Below are 14,867 nucleotides of genomic sequence, written 5' to 3'. Positions count from 1 at the left end.
CTTTGCGCTGGTAGACTCTATGGCCCCGGGCTGCGCCGTCCAGCCCTGTGTCAGGAGTTGCTTGTGTCCGTAGTCGATGCACTGATCCCGATCTTTGCCCTGATTGCCATTGGTTATCTGCTCGGCTGGCGCCGCTGGTTGCCGACTGAGGCCGGCACGGCTCTGGCGGCGATCACCTTCAAGCTGTTCATGCCGGTATTGCTGTTCGCTGGCCTGGCCCGGGCTGACCTCAGTGAGGGGCTCTCGCCCATGTTGCTGGTGGCGTATTTTGTCCCGGCATTGCTGGTGTTCATCCTGATCAATGTGGTAGCCCATCGCTCGCAGGGGCGTCCCACTTCCATGGGGCTGGCGGCCAGCTACTCCAATAACGTGCTGGTTGGCATCCCGCTGGTCAGCCTGTTGCTGGGGACGGATAAGCTGGTTTATCTGTTCGCCGTGCTGGTGTTTCACAGCCTGATACTGTTCACCCTGCAAAGCCTCTATATCGCACTGTTCAGCGGTCATGGCGAGCGCCTGTCGTGGCGTCAGACCCTGTCGAGCCTGACCAATCCGATCATTGTCGGGTTACTGCTGGGGGCGACGCTCAATCTGAGTGGCTTAGCGCTGCCGGCTGCGGTCTGGCGTACCGTCGACTGGCTGGCTGCGGCCTCATTGCTCTGTGCGCTGCTGGTGTTGGGCATGAGTCTGGCGCATTACCGGCTCTATCTGAGCCGGGCTATGCTGTCACTGACCCTGGCCAAATTGCTGGCGTTTCCGTTGCTGGTCATGGGCTTCACTTCGCTGTTGCCATTGAATCCCGAAGCCAGAACCGTGCTGATACTGATGGCTGCTTGCCCGACCGGTGTCAATGTCCTGGCCTATGCGATGGGGCAGGAAGACAACCGGATAATCAGCTCGGTAATTTTCCTTTCAACCCTGCTGGCTGCGTTCAGCATGCCGCTATGGCTGCTGCTGTTGAGTTGATTTGGTGCTACCGCAATGCTGTGATCGGCAAGTGTAAGAATCCTTGGGTGGTCTATGCTAGTGACAGACAACCGATCAGTCGCAAGGAGTGGCCATGCCGGTTACGCTGTTTGTTCCCAAGGAAACACGACTGCATGAAAAACGGGTGGCGCTGGTCCCCGCCGTCGTCGCCAAGTTGGAAAAGCTCGGAATACATACCCACCTGCAATCCGGGGCTGGCGAGGCTGCCAGAATTCCCGATCCGCTCTATCAGCAGGCCGGGACCAGCATTGGTCCAATGCCTGAGAACACCCGACTGATTTTCCGGGTGCAGCCACCAGCGCTGGCGGATGTCGAACAGATGCCGCCAGGCACCATCCTCTGCTGTTTCGTCCACGCTCACCGCGAGCCTGAATTGGTTAAGGCTTTGCGCGACCGACAGATCACCTGTCTGGCGATGGAGCTGATTCCCCGGATTACCCGGGCTCAGGCCATGGATGCACTGTCATCCCAGGCCGCGTTGGCGGGCTATTACGCGGCGTTACTGGCGGCGACCAGTCTCAACCGGATATTGCCGATGATGACCACCGCAGTCGGATCGCTACGCCCGGCCAAGATACTGGTGATGGGCGCGGGGGTGGCTGGGTTGCAGGCGCTGGCTACGGCCAGGCGGTTGGGCGCTATGGTCGAGGGCTATGACGTGCGCCCTGAAGTGAAGGAGCAGGTTGAGTCGGTGGGTGGCAAGTTCGTTGATACCGGAGTTTCGGCCAGCGGTTTGGGGGGCTATGCCAGGGAGCTGACCAGCGAGGAGCAGGAGCGGGTCGCCGAGGTGCTGACCAGGCATATTCAACAGGCCGATGCGGTGATCACCACAGCCTCGATTCCTGGGCGGCCGAGCCCGAAGATCATCAGCGAAGCGCAGATCATGGGCATGAAACCAGGGGCGGTGATCGTCGATCTGGCGGCCGAGGGGGGCGGCAATACCCCGCTGACGCACCCAGGCGATACGGTTGAGGTCGGTCCGGCGACCATAGTCGCGCCGCTGAACATTCCCAGTCATCTGGCCGAGCACGCCTCTGAGCTATATGCCCGCAACTTGTTGGCATTGGCCGGGTTGCTGATGCATGACGGAGAGCTGGCGCCGGACTGGGAGGATGAGGTGCTGGCCCATGCGCTACTGACCAAAGACGGCGAAATCAAGAACGAAGCGGCCCGTAAGGCCGTCGAAAATACGGGGGAGTGAGACCATGGACTTCACCAGTACCATCACCGGGTTCGTTGCACTGTATATCTTCATGCTGGCGGCCTTTACTGGTTACGAGGTCATCGCCAGGGTGCCGGCGATCCTGCATACGCCATTGATGTCCGGCTCCAACTTCATTCACGGGATCGTGGTGGTTGGCGCCATGTGGGCGCTGCTCAACGCAGGCTCGCCTTTGGAGCAATTGATTGGTTTTGTCGGTGTGTTGCTCGGTGCCGGCAATGCTGCCGGAGGCTATGTGGTGACCGAACGCATGCTGGAAATGTTCAAGCCCAGCGACAAGCGGGATGCTGCAGCGGCTGACAAGGAGTAAGTCATGGACACCTCGCTGATCATCGAGACGGCTTATTTCGTCGCGGCACTGCTGTTCATCTACGGTCTCAAACGCATGTCCAGCCCGGTTACCGCGCGTTCGGGCATCCTGGTTGCCGGTTGGGGTATGGCGCTGGCGGTGGTGGTGGCCTTTCTCTACGGCTTCGATGTCAATGAACGGGCCCAGCCGCACCTGACTATGAATATCGCCCTGGTGTTGATTGCTCTGGGGCTTGGGGTTGGCTGGGCCTGGTACAGCGGCAAGAAAGTGGCGATGACCAACATGCCGCAGATGGTGGCCCTGTACAACGGCATGGGCGGCGGTGCGGCGGCGGCGATTGCGGCGGTCGAGCTGTTTTCCGGCAATGCTCAGGCTCATGGTGTGGTGATCAGCATTCTGGCCGTGCTGGGAGGGCTGATCGGTTCGGTGGCGCTGTCCGGGTCGCTGGTCGCCTGGGCCAAGCTCGATGGCCGCTTGAACCGAGTGCTGCGTCTGCCTATGCAGCAGTTGGTTAATGCCGTGCTGTTCTTCGCTTCGTTGGCTACCGGCGCGGCAGTGGTTACTGCCGGGATGGCTGGAGCCGAGCCGCCGATGCTGCTGATTGCGGTGTTCTTCCTGATTGCGCTGGCACTGGGGGTGATGATTACCACGCCGATTGGCGGAGCCGATATGCCAGTGGTGATCTCACTTTACAACGCCTTGACTGGTCTGGCCGTGGCATTCGAGGGTTTCGTTTTGCAGAACCCGGCGATGATTATTGCTGGCACGGTCGTTGGCTCGGCCGGTACGTTGCTGACCTTGATGATGGCCAAGGCCATGAACCGGTCGGTAACCAATGTGCTGTTCAGTCAATTCGGCGGCGACGAGGAGGGCGATGCCGGAGATATACAGGGCAGCATGAAGGCCAGTGAGGCTTCGGATGCGGCAATCGCCATGTACTACGCCAGCAAGGTCATTATCGTTCCCGGTTATGGTCTGGCGGTAGCTCAGGCCCAGCACAAACTCTATGAGTTTGTGAAACTATTGCAGAAGCAGGGCGTGGACGTGCGCTTCGCCATCCACCCGGTGGCCGGCCGGATGCCCGGGCACATGAACGTGCTATTGGCCGAGGCCGGGGTGCCCTACGACATTATTGCGGATCTGGAGGATATCAACGAAGACTTCACCCAGGCTGATGTGGCCGTAGTCATCGGTGCCAATGATGTGGTCAATCCCGCCGCCCGGACCCGCAAGTCCAGCCCGATCTATGGCATGCCGATTCTCAATGTTGATCAGGCTCATCAGGCCTACGTGATCAAGCGCGGGCAGGGCAAAGGGTATTCAGGGGTTGAAAACGAGCTGTTCTATGCCGAAAACACCGCGATGGTGTATGGCGATGCGCAGAAGGTCATGGTGCAGATGATTGAGGCGGTTAAAGCGCTGGGGTGAGGGCGGTGTTGCCGCCCTCACCTTGGCTTTCTGAGCTTACGCTTGCTTGGGGTGATAGCCGAAGATCGACTTCACCTCGAGGAAATCCTCGAAGCCGTAATGGCCCCATTCACGACCGATGCCCGACTCCTTGTAACCGCCAAACGGCGCCTTGTTGTCCAGCGGCGCGCCGTTGAGGTGGACCATGCCGGTCCGGATACGGCGGGCAACGCGGCGAGCGCGATCCAGGTCAGCCGATGAAACATAGCCGGACAGGCCGTAGTTGGTGTCGTTGGCGATGCGGATAGCATCCTCTTCATCTTCGTAACCGATGATCGACAGCACCGGGCCAAAAATTTCCTGGCGAGCGATGGTCATCTCGTTGGTGACGTGGGTGAAGATGGTCGGCTTGACAAAGTACCCCTTGTCCAGTCCCTCCGGCTTGCCGGTGCCGCCGGCGATCAGCCGCGCGCCTTCGTCGATGCCGGCCTGGATCAGGCTCTGAATCTTGTCGAACTGGGCATGGGAGACTACCGGACCGATCACGGTATCTTCGGCGTTCGGATCACCGGCCTTGACCTTGGCGACTACAGCTTCGGCAATCGCGGCGACTTCATCCATACGGCTGTTGGGTACCAGCATGCGGGTCGGTGCGTTACAGGACTGGCCGCTGTTGTTCATGCAGCTCATCACCCCATGGGCAACCATCTTCTCGAAGTTGACATCATCGAGCAGGATGTTGGCGGACTTGCCACCCAGCTCCAGCGCAACACGCTTGATGGTTTGAGCGCTGTTCATCATCACCTGACGACCGGCCCCGGTGGAACCGGTGAATGACATCATGTCGATGCCGGGGTGGGCGGACATGGCGGCACCCACGGTCGGGCCATCGCCGTTGACCAGGTTGAACACGCCTGCCGGGACACCGGCCTCATCAAGAATCTCGGCCAGCAGCAGGGCTGACAGCGGGGCAACTTCGGACGGCTTGAGCACCATGGTGCAGCCGGTGGCCAGCGCCGGGGCGACCTTGCAGGTGAGCTGGTTCATCGGCCAGTTCCAGGGGGTGATCAGACCGCAAACGCCAATGGGTTCCTTGACTACTTGGGTGGTGCCGATTTGCTCTTCGAACTCGAAATGCTTGAGTGCTTCGAGGGCGGTGGCGAAATGGCCCAGCCCGGACGGCGCCTGGGCAACCTGTGACAGCTTGGCCGGCGCACCCATTTCCTGGGAAATGGCGACGGCAACGTCGCCCATGCGCTTCTTGAATACTTCAATAACGCGACCGAGCAGGGCCTGGCGCTCTTCGCGGCTGATCTGCGAGTAGCTTTCAAAGGCCTCGCGCGCAGCGTCCACAGCCAGGTCAACATCCTCTTTGTTGCCCAGGGCAATGGTGGCCACTACTTCTTCAGTGGCAGGATTGATGACGTCCAGGGTTTTATCGCCCTTGGGAGCAACCCACTGGCCATTGATATAGAACTGCCGGGTGTGGCTCATGGTGCACTGACTCCTTTTTATACTGTTCATGAAAACTGACAAACGATAACACTCATTGCATGTTTGTATCAGCCATTTTGTGGTCAATCAGCCAGCCTGATTGAGTACCATGCTTTTCCTTCAAGATTAGTGGCAAAACTCTTATACTGCGCGGGCCTGAGCGGTCGTTTATCGGGTCAAATACTTGACTGATTTGCTTGGATATTGCATCATGCCGAGCATGTCATCAAGGGCTTGGGAGCTTTTATGCGACTGACGACCAAGGGCCGCTATGCCGTAACGGCCATGCTGGACCTGGCGCTCCACGAGGACCAGGGGCCGATTACCCTGGCGGATATTTCCATGCGTCAGGGCGTATCGATCTCCTATCTGGAACAGTTGTTTGCCAAATTGCGCCGCAGCAAGCTGGTTGAAAGCGTTCGCGGTCCAGGTGGCGGTTATCGGCTGGCCGGCGGTGCGGGTGCCATCAGTGTGGCGCAGATCGTCGAAGCGGTGAACGACTCCATGGATGCCACCCGATGCATGGGTAAGGGCGACTGCCAGCATGGCGAGGTGTGTCTGACCCATCACCTGTGGTCCGATCTTAGTGATCGCCTGCGCCAGTTTCTAAGTGATATCACTCTGGCTGATCTGGTGTCCCGCGACGATATCCAGCGCGTACGTTCCCGCCAGGACCGTGGCTGTAGCAATGGCCATGAGAGCGTGGTCAACCTGGAACGCATTATCTGAAAACGGTCGGAAGAACCGTTCATCCTGCGGAGCATGGATCCGCTAGCCTGAACTGAAGTGGCGGCCCCATATCGAGGGCTGCATGATTGAGGTGATACCGTGACTGAAGAAGTCGAAAGCCTTATCAAGAAGGACTACGCGGCCGGGTTCCATTCGGCCATTGAGTCCGAGACCCTGCCACCTGGGCTCAATGAAGACGTGATTCGTTTCATTTCAGCCAAGAAAGAGGAGCCTGAATGGCTGCTCGAGTGGCGCTTGAAGGCGTTTCGCGCCTGGCAGGAAATGGAAGAGCCCAAGTGGGCCCATGTCCACTATCCGGAAATCGATTTCCAGGCGGTATCCTATTATTCCGCGCCCAAGAGCATGGCCAACAAGCCCAAGAGCCTCGATGAGGTCGATCCGGAGCTGCTGGCGACCTATGAAAAACTCGGCATTCCGCTGCATGAACAGGAAATGCTCGCCGGTGTGGCGGTCGATGCGGTCTTCGATTCGGTTTCGGTAGTAACCACCTTCCGCGAGAAGCTGGAAGAAGCCGGGGTAATCTTCTGCCCGATCAGTGAAGCGGTGAAGCGTTTCCCGGATCTGGTGCAGAAATACCTGGGTAGCGTGGTTCCGCAGAAAGACAATTTCTATGCCGCGCTGAACTCGGCGGTGTTCTCCGATGGTTCGTTTGTCTATATCCCCAAGGGCGTGCGCTGCCCGATGGAGCTGTCGACCTACTTCCGGATCAACGAGATGAACACCGGGCAGTTCGAGCGGACCCTGATCGTGGCCGACGAAGGCTCCTACGTCAGCTATCTGGAAGGCTGTACCGCGCCGATGCGCGACGAAAACCAGCTGCATGCTGCCGTGGTCGAACTGGTTGCCATGGACAACGCCCAGATCAAGTACTCCACAGTTCAGAACTGGTATCCGGGTAACGCCGAAGGCAAAGGCGGGATCTACAACTTCGTCACCAAGCGTGGCATTGCCCACACCAACGCCAAGATTTCCTGGACCCAGGTCGAGACTGGCTCGGCGGTAACCTGGAAGTACCCGAGCTGTATTCTCAAGGGTGACAACAGCGTCGGTGAGTTCTATTCGGTCGCGCTGACCAATAATTTCCAGCAGGCCGATACCGGCACCAAGATGATCCACCTGGGCAAGAACACCCGTTCGACCATCGTTGCCAAGGGGATTTCGGCCGGCCAGAGCGACAGTGCCTATCGCGGACTGGTACGGATCAACCCTGGTGCTGAAGGCGCGCGCAACTACACCCAGTGTGATTCGCTGCTGATCGGTGATCGTTGCGGGGCTCACACCTTCCCCTATATCGAGAGCAAGAACCCCAGTGCGGTAATCGAGCACGAGGCCACTACATCCAAGGTCAGCGATGATCAGTTGTTCCTGTGTCAGCAGCGCGGGCTGGATGCGGAAAAGGCCATTTCCATGATCGTCAACGGCTTCTGCCGAGAGGTGTTCAAGGAGTTGCCGATGGAGTTCGCAGTTGAGGCTGGCAAGTTGCTCGAAGTCAGCCTTGAAGGTTCAGTGGGCTGATCGCCAGTAGCGGATCAGTGGATTGGTTTTAAGACGGTTTCAGGTTAACAAATATGTTATCTATCAAAGATTTGTGCGCCAAAGTTGAAGAGAAAAACATTCTTAAGGGATTGAGCATCGAGGTAAAGCCGGGCGAGGTCCATGCGATCATGGGGCCCAACGGTTCGGGCAAGAGCACCCTGGGTAATGTGCTGTCCGGGCGTCCTGGTTACGAAGCGACCTCTGGCAGCGTGCTCTTCAAAGGCCACGACCTGCTGGATATGGATACCGAAGAGCGTGCCCGCGAAGGCCTGTTCCTGGCGTTCCAGTATCCGGTCGAAATTCCGGGCGTGAGCAACATGGAGTTCCTCAAGGCCGCAGTCGATGCCAAGCGCAAGCACCAGGCGCTGCCTGAGCTGTCGTCGGTCGAGTTCATGAAGCTCGCCCGTGAAACCAGCAAGCGCGTTAGCCTGGACCCCGGCTTCCTCAAGCGCGGGGTCAACGAAGGCTTCTCTGGCGGTGAAAAGAAACGCAACGAGATCATGCAGATGATGCTGCTCGAGCCGGATCTGTGCATCCTCGATGAGACCGACTCGGGTCTGGACATTGATGCTTTGCAAGTGGTGGCTGACGGGGTCAATGCCATGCGTGACGGCAAGCGCAGCTTTCTGGTGGTGACTCACTACCAGCGTCTGCTCGATTACATCGTTCCCGATTATGTTCACGTGCTGGCCGGTGGCCGGATCGTTAAGTCCGGCGACAAGAGCCTGGCCCTCGAGCTTGAGGCCAAGGGCTATGGCTGGCTTGAAGGCGAGGTAGCCTGAGCCCATGAGCGACTTCCAACAACTGGCTCTGGAACTGGCGCAGCAACAGCAAAGCCCTGCCTGGCTTGATGCGTTGCGCCGCCAGGGTGCTGATAGCTGGTCGGCGGCAAGTTGGCCGACCCGTAAAACCGAATTGTGGAAATACACCCCGCTGACTCCATTGGCCAACGACGCGCCGGCACGCTGGGGGCTGGTCGACAGCGCTGACTGGCAAGACTCGGTTGAACCGATCGAGCTGGACGCGACTCGTCTGGTATTCGTCAATGGTGTGTTCGATGCGACCCATTCCGATCCGCTGCCGACTGGCGTGGTGCGCTTTGCCTCAGCCGACGAGCAGCAGCAGGCGCTGATTCAGCAGCATCTGGGCAAGGTGGTGGACAGCCAGCGGCACTTGTTTGCAGCGCTGAGCAACGCCTGGGCGGCCGACGGTGTGCTGGTCCATGTTGGCCGTGGCCAGAAACTGACCAAGCCGGTCTATATCCTGAATGTCTCGACTCCTAGCGCGGAGCCGGCCGTGGCCAGCCAGCGCGTACTGGTGGTGCTGGAGGATAACAGTCAGGCCGAGCTGATCGAGCACTATGTCTCCAGTGATGCCAGCCAGAACGGCTTCGTCAACAGTCTGACCGAGGTTGTGGTCGGGGCCAATGCACAGGTACAGCATTACCGCCTCAACCTGGAGCAGGAAGACCTGCTGCATGTTGGTGGCGTGCATGTCGATCTGCAGCGCGATGCCCGTTTCCATGGCTTCACTCTGGCCCAGGGCAGCCGACTCAAACGGATCGACTATCAGGTCAATCACCGGGGTGAAGGTGCGCATCTAGAGCTGGACGGGGTCTACCTGCCGCGCAATCGCCAGTTGATCGACTACCACACCAATATCGAGCATTGTGTGCCGCACTGCACTAGCAACGAGGTGTTCCGGGGTATCGTCGGAGACTCGGCCAAGGCGGTATTCAATGGGCGGATTCATATCCATCCCAAGGCCCAGAAAACCCTGGCCGAACTCAGCAACAAGAATTTGCTGACTTCGCCCAATGCCGAGATCGACACCAAGCCTGAGTTGGAAATTTATGCCGACGATGTGCGCTGTGCCCATGGCGCCACTATCGCTCAGTTGGATGTGACCTCGCTGTATTACCTGCAAAGCCGTGGCGTATCCGAGGCCGATGCACGCACCATGCTCAGCTTCGGTTTCATCAATGAGCTGCTGAACGAAGTGCCGGAACAGGCCATTCAGGACTATTTGCGCCCGCGTTTGGCCACTTTGTTTGGTCAGGGCAGCGAACAGGTGGGACAATTGGCTTATGAATGATCAGGTGCTGAACCTCAAGCCGGCTTTCGATGCCGAGCGTGTCCGCAAGGACTTCCCGATCCTGCATCAGCAGGTCAACGGGCATCCTCTGGTCTATCTGGACAATGCCGCCACGACCCAGAAGCCGGAAGCGGTGATCCAGGCAATCAGCGACTATTATCGTCAGGACAACAGCAATGTGCACCGCGGTGCCCACGCGCTGGCTGACCGGGCGACGGAAAAGTTTGAGGCCGCCAGGGTCAAGGTTCAGCAGTTCATCCATGCCGCCGAGCGGCGTGAAATCATCTGGACTCGCGGTACCACTGAGGGCATCAATCTGGTCGCCGCCTGCTGGGGCCGCAGCGAACTTAAACCGGGTGATCGGATTCTGGTTTCGGCCATGGAGCATCATTCGGACATCGTGCCGTGGCAACTGGTGGCGGCGGAGAAGGGTGCCAGCGTCGAACCGATTCCTGTCGATGCCAGTGGTACGCTGGACATGGCCGCTCTGGAAGCCATGCTTGATGAGCGGGTGCGGATGGTTGCCTGTGTGCATGTGTCCAACGCTTTGGGTACCATCAATCCGGTCGAGCAGGTAGTGCGTCTGGCTCATAGCGTTGGAGCCTTGTGTCTGATCGACGGGGCTCAGGCGGTCAGCCATTTCGAAGTTGATGTACAGGCCCTGGACTGCGATTTCTACGCTTTTTCCTCGCACAAGCTGTTTGGTCCGACCGGTCTGGGTGTGCTTTATGGCAAAGCAGCTCTGCTGGAGGCGATGCCGCCTTATCAGGGCGGTGGCGAAATGATCGAATCGGTCAGCTTTGCCGGAACCACCTTCAACCAGTTGCCCTATAAGTTCGAAGCCGGCACCCCCGACATCGCCGGTGTAATCGGTTTGGGGGCGGCCATTGATTACATTCTGGGCCTGGACCGCGCTGGTGCGACGGCCCATGAGCAGGCTCTGCTGGCCTACGCCGAAGACTGCGCACGCAATACCCCTGGTGTGATCCTGGTCGGTACTGCTGCCCGCAAAACCAGCGTGATGAGCTTTTTGCTCGAAGGTGCCCACCCCCATGATATCGGGATGCTGCTGGATCAGCAGGGCGTGGCGGTGCGGACCGGGAATCACTGTGCCCAGCCGATCATGGATCAGTTTGGTATTCCTGGCACAGTGCGTGCCAGCTTCAGTTTCTACAACACCCGTGCCGACGTCGATCGCCTGTTCGAGGCTTTGGCCAAGGTCCGGCAGTTCCTTGTTTAGGAGTGCATCATGAGTGTTGAGTCCTTTGATCCGGCACGCCAGGTCGTGAGTGTAACCCCTGCGGCGCTGGAGCATTTTCGTCGCCAGCTAGGCGCGGAGCCGGGCAAGGCGGTGCGCTTGAGCGTGAAAAAGAGTGGTTGTACCGGTTTCATGTACGTGATCGATCTGGTCGAGAAGGGCGCTGACAACGATCTGCGCTACCAACTTGATGATCAGGTTGCGCTGCTGGTCGATCACGATAGTCTGCCGATTCTGTCCGGCACCGAGATCGACTTGGTCAAGGAAGGCATCAACCGGCAGATCCGCTTCATCAACCCCAACGTCAAAGACCAGTGCGGTTGCGGCGAAAGCTTTAGTGTCAATTGAATGGCTGGTGTGAACTGAATGGAAAGACGTATGGTGGTAGCGCAGGCCGATTGCCCTGCGCGCCGGGTTCCTGATGGCACGCCGCTGACCATCCCCAAGGATACCTTTGTAACCATTACCCAGGCTCTGGGTGGCAACTACACGGTGACCTATCACGGTCAGATGGTGCGGGTGGATGGCACCGATGCCGACAAGCTCGGCCTGGAGCCGGAGCTGCTGGAGTTCCCTGAGCCGGTTAATGATCAGATCGATATTGAACAGGTCTGGACTGCACTGAAATCGGTTTATGACCCGGAAATTCCGGTTGATCTGGTCAATCTGGGATTGATCTATGGGGTTGAGGTGGATCAGCCGGGTAAGCATGTCGATATCCGCATGACTCTGACTGCGCCTGGATGTGGGATGGGCCCAGTTCTGGTTGGTGACGTCGAATACCGGGTCAAGCGGGTGCCGAATGTCGAGACGGTCAAGGTTGAACTGGTATTTGACCCGCCCTGGAGCCGTGAGATGATGAGCGAAGAGGCTCAACTCGAAACCGGTATGTTTTTCTGAGAGAGGTCGGCATGAGCCAGTTTGGTATCGATATTACCAGCGATGACATCGTTGATAGCCTGTCATTCTTCGATAGTTGGGAGGATCGCTACAAGTACATCATCGACCTGGGCCGCGAGTTGCCGGTACTGGATGATGCTCTGCGGACCGAGGAAAACTTCGTACGTGGCTGTCAAAGCCAGGTCTGGCTGGTCAGCGATCAGCGCGACGACAAGCTGTTCTTCAGTGCCGACAGTGACGCGTTCATCGTCAAGGGCCTGCTGGCGGTAGTACTGGCTGCCTATAACGGCAAGACTCGCCAGCAGATTCTCGATTTTGATATCGAAGGCTATTTTGAGCAGCTCAACCTGCTCAAGCACTTGAGCGTGACCCGCGGCAATGGCCTGCGGGCCATGGTCAAGCGGATTCAGGATACCGCTGCTCAGTAAGTATTGGCTTGGGCGTCGGCCGGCTATACGCCGCCCGACGCAACGTGATCGCACATCGCTATTGATTTGTGACTTCAAGCCACTGTAGTGTTCGCATATTGACCCATGGCGGCATTTTAGATCGCCTGTAACAATACCGAGCGCACACGAGGCTTAATGGCAAAGCTGTTGCTGAGACTGAAAGACGACTTTCAGTTGTCCATCATCACCCTGGTTGGCCTAGTGGCGCTTCTGGGTGTGACTCCCTATGCAATCTTTCGCCTGATCGAGGGTAGTTGGCTGGTCGGTATTGTCGATAGCCTGCTGGTACTCTGCACACTGGTTGCCATCGCATATGCCTGGCGTACTGGTAATACTATTCGGCCTGGTCAGTTTCTGGCGACTATCTACTCGATTGGCGCCGTGCTGGTCTCTATCAAATTGGGCGTCAACGGCCTGTTCTGGTTCTACAACCTGATACTGTTCAACTTCTTTGTAGTGCCTCCCCGGCAAAGCCTGGTTGCGACACTCTCAGCGCTGGCTGTGCTGTGCCTGTATGGGCTGCTTAACCCCGGTGAGGTATTTGAAAGCTACTACCAGATGAGCTCGTTTCTGGTTACCTGTCTGATGGCCAGCCTGTTCGCTTTTGTTTTTGCCTATCGCGGTCGCCGTCAGCGCGAACAGCTCAATACCCTGGCCACCATCGATCCGCTGACCGGGGCTGGTAATCGTCGCACCATGGAGCAGGAACTGGTCATCGCCATGTCAGCCCGCCAGCGTTATGCCCAGGCATATGGCCTGTTGGTGCTAGATCTGGACAATTTCAAGCAGATCAATGATCGGCACGGGCACAAGGCGGGGGATCAGGTACTGGTCGATTTTGTGCGTATCGTCAAAGCTGTCTGCCGTAAATCTGACCGGCTCTTCCGTCTGGGCGGCGAGGAGTTTGTGCTGCTGTTGCCAGGAATAGATGCCAAGGGATTGCTTAAAGCGGCGGAACACCTGCGTGCACGAATAGCCGCCGAGCTGAGCAGCCCGGGCGGAGGCGTTACGGTTTCTATCGGTGGGGCCTTGCTGACCGATCAGGTCAGTTGGGAGGTCTGGCTACAGCAGGCCGATGAAAATCTCTATCGGGCAAAGCGCGAAGGGCGCAATAGGGTATGTCTGCCCCTGGAGGTGCAGACACAAACAATTCAGGGGTAGCTGGTCAGAACCCGGCGCTCGCCCTGCTGATCGATGGAGATGACATCATAGGCGTCGACCCGGTCACCGATCTCCATGCCCGGTGAACCTATGGGCATGCCGGGTACTGCCAGGCCCAACAGATCCGGCTGGCTGCGCATCAGTAGAATATCGGCAGCAGGCACATGCCCTTCGATAAAACGCCCGTCAATCACAGCAGTGTGGCAGGACGCCATGTCCGCTGGCACGCCCAAATGGGCCTTGACCGCCGCCATATTGCTCTCCAGGTGATCCCTGACGGTAAAGCCATTATCGCGCAGGTGGTCGATCCAGGCCGAGCAGCAACCACAGTTCGGGTCACGATAGACATCGATGTCTGGCTGCTCTGCGGCCAGCAGTGGGCTACTCAAAAAGACAAACAACAGCAGTGCACGAAGCATTGGCATCCCCATATCGTGTATGACTTTTGCCAAGAGTATGATCAACCTTCAATTCTGGCAATGACACAAAGGAAACGGGGGATGTCCATGGACACAGTACCGGGCTGTTTGTGCAAAGGAATCGAACAGCAATATCGGGCTTTGGTGGCGAACCGGGCATTGCTCGGTGGGGCGGGTGAGCAGGAGGCATTGCATGACCTACGAGTAGCCTTGCGCTCGTTGCGCAGCCTGACCCGCCCCTGGCGCAAGGCAGACTGGTGCGAAGAGATATTGTGCTCGGCAAGCGCGTTTGGCCAGCGCTCGGGGCCTTGGCGGGATCTGGAGGTGCTGTGTGTCGAGCTGGCCAAGCAGGGACAGGATATGGCTCTAAGCGCTCGCAGCGCAGCGCTGGAAACTGGTTATCTGCTGTTGCGTGAGGATCCGCTCTTGCCGCAACTCGAACAGCAACTTGAGAACTTTTTGAACGATGCCCCCTTGTTACTGGCTGACTGGCCGGCCGGCCGGATGGCTAAGCAGTTGATTGCCGAACTGATGCGTCTGCGGCGTCGGCTTGACAATCAGCTAAGCCGCAAATCGCTCGATTTGCATCGGGTGCGCATTTTGGTGAAACGTTTGCGTTATCTACTTCAGGCCTTCGCACCGGCTCTGGCGATGTCTCCAGAGCTGTTGACGGCTCTGCAGCAGTGCCAGAGCAGCCTGGGCGACTGGCATGATCGCTGGCAATGGCTTCAACGCAGTCAGGTTGAGCAGGACCTGCGCCCTTTGACCAAGACCTGGCAACGGCAGCTGGAGCAGTATGAAAAGCAGGCAAGGCGAGAGCTGAAGCGGCTTAACAGGTATACTGGCACATTGTTTCGGGGCAGCTTCAAGGATTAGGAAACGG

Annotated in this window: 16 protein-coding genes; 14 read left to right on the top strand and 2 right to left on the bottom strand. The window is 58.2% G+C overall.

What is annotated here, in order from left to right:
* Nucleotides 1–63 precede the first annotated feature (63 nt).
* From C2846_RS08165 to C2846_RS08150, 4 genes are all read left to right on the top strand, one after another.
* Nucleotides 64–963, top strand: coding sequence for an AEC family transporter (locus C2846_RS08165; protein WP_119701201.1), 900 nt, complete (start codon nt 64–66; stop codon nt 961–963).
* Between the two features lie 94 nt (nt 964–1,057).
* Complete coding sequence (locus tag C2846_RS08160) at nt 1,058–2,185, top strand: NAD(P) transhydrogenase subunit alpha (RefSeq protein WP_119701200.1); 1,128 nt, start codon at nt 1,058–1,060, stop codon at nt 2,183–2,185.
* 4 nt (nt 2,186–2,189) lie between these two features.
* Nucleotides 2,190–2,516 carry an NAD(P) transhydrogenase subunit alpha part 2 gene (locus C2846_RS08155; RefSeq protein WP_080050732.1) on the top strand — a complete coding sequence of 109 codons (327 nt, stop codon included), beginning with the start codon at nt 2,190–2,192 and terminating at the stop codon, nt 2,514–2,516.
* 3 nt (nt 2,517–2,519) lie between these two features.
* Complete coding sequence (locus C2846_RS08150; protein WP_080050731.1) at nt 2,520–3,944, top strand: NAD(P)(+) transhydrogenase (Re/Si-specific) subunit beta; 1,425 nt, start codon at nt 2,520–2,522, stop codon at nt 3,942–3,944.
* A 36-nt stretch (nt 3,945–3,980) separates the two neighbouring features.
* On the opposite strand, the gene C2846_RS08145 is transcribed toward C2846_RS08150, so the two are convergent.
* Complete coding sequence (locus C2846_RS08145) at nt 3,981–5,417, bottom strand: aldehyde dehydrogenase family protein (RefSeq protein WP_119701199.1); 1,437 nt, start codon at nt 5,415–5,417, stop codon at nt 3,981–3,983.
* Between the two features lie 246 nt (nt 5,418–5,663).
* Here C2846_RS08145 and iscR point away from each other — a divergent pair, with 246 nt between their 5' ends.
* From iscR to C2846_RS08100, 9 genes are all read left to right on the top strand, one after another.
* On the top strand, nt 5,664–6,146 hold the full coding sequence (iscR, locus tag C2846_RS08140) for a Fe-S cluster assembly transcriptional regulator IscR (RefSeq protein ID WP_080050729.1): 483 nt from the start codon (nt 5,664–5,666) through the stop codon (nt 6,144–6,146).
* A gap of 99 nt (nt 6,147–6,245) precedes the next feature.
* On the top strand, nt 6,246–7,682 hold the full coding sequence (gene sufB, locus C2846_RS08135) for a Fe-S cluster assembly protein SufB (protein WP_080050728.1): 1,437 nt from the start codon (nt 6,246–6,248) through the stop codon (nt 7,680–7,682).
* A 53-nt stretch (nt 7,683–7,735) separates the two neighbouring features.
* Nucleotides 7,736–8,485, top strand: a complete 750-nt coding sequence (gene sufC, locus C2846_RS08130; protein ID WP_080050727.1) for a Fe-S cluster assembly ATPase SufC — start codon at nt 7,736–7,738, stop codon at nt 8,483–8,485.
* A gap of 4 nt (nt 8,486–8,489) precedes the next feature.
* Nucleotides 8,490–9,797 carry a Fe-S cluster assembly protein SufD gene (gene sufD, locus C2846_RS08125; RefSeq protein WP_119701198.1) on the top strand — a complete coding sequence of 436 codons (1,308 nt, stop codon included), beginning with the start codon at nt 8,490–8,492 and terminating at the stop codon, nt 9,795–9,797.
* Entirely contained in the window at nt 9,790–11,037 is a 1,248-nt protein-coding gene (locus tag C2846_RS08120) for an aminotransferase class V-fold PLP-dependent enzyme (protein ID WP_080050725.1), read from the top strand. Before sufD ends, C2846_RS08120 begins: the two co-directional genes overlap by 8 nt.
* Before the next feature lie 9 nt (nt 11,038–11,046).
* Nucleotides 11,047–11,403, top strand: a complete 357-nt coding sequence (locus C2846_RS08115; protein ID WP_080050724.1) for a HesB/IscA family protein — start codon at nt 11,047–11,049, stop codon at nt 11,401–11,403.
* A gap of 18 nt (nt 11,404–11,421) precedes the next feature.
* On the top strand, nt 11,422–11,955 hold the full coding sequence (sufT, locus tag C2846_RS08110) for a putative Fe-S cluster assembly protein SufT (RefSeq protein WP_205890135.1): 534 nt from the start codon (nt 11,422–11,424) through the stop codon (nt 11,953–11,955).
* A gap of 11 nt (nt 11,956–11,966) precedes the next feature.
* On the top strand, nt 11,967–12,383 hold the full coding sequence (locus C2846_RS08105) for a SufE family protein (protein WP_119701196.1): 417 nt from the start codon (nt 11,967–11,969) through the stop codon (nt 12,381–12,383).
* Nucleotides 12,384–12,539: 156 nt separating this feature from the next.
* Nucleotides 12,540–13,565, top strand: a complete 1,026-nt coding sequence (locus C2846_RS08100; RefSeq protein ID WP_119701195.1) for a GGDEF domain-containing protein — start codon at nt 12,540–12,542, stop codon at nt 13,563–13,565.
* Here the strand turns inward: C2846_RS08100 and C2846_RS08095 are convergent.
* A complete protein-coding gene (locus C2846_RS08095; RefSeq protein WP_119701194.1) occupies nt 13,556–13,984 on the bottom strand; it encodes a DUF411 domain-containing protein in 429 nt (142 codons plus the stop codon). The two genes, C2846_RS08100 and C2846_RS08095, sit on opposite strands and share 10 nt — an antisense overlap.
* Nucleotides 13,985–14,065: 81 nt before the next feature.
* On the opposite strand from C2846_RS08095, the gene C2846_RS08090 reads away from it, so the two are divergent.
* Entirely contained in the window at nt 14,066–14,860 is a 795-nt protein-coding gene (locus C2846_RS08090; protein WP_165443794.1) for a CHAD domain-containing protein, read from the top strand.
* Nucleotides 14,861–14,867: the final 7 nt, after the last annotated feature.

Origin of the sequence: Pseudomonas jilinensis, from assembly GCF_003586265.1 — a bacterium.
GTDB lineage: Bacteria > Pseudomonadota > Gammaproteobacteria > Pseudomonadales > Pseudomonadaceae > Halopseudomonas > Halopseudomonas phragmitis.
Note: the sequence above shows the minus strand (reverse complement) of the source record. Positions and strands in the feature narration are given on the sequence as shown.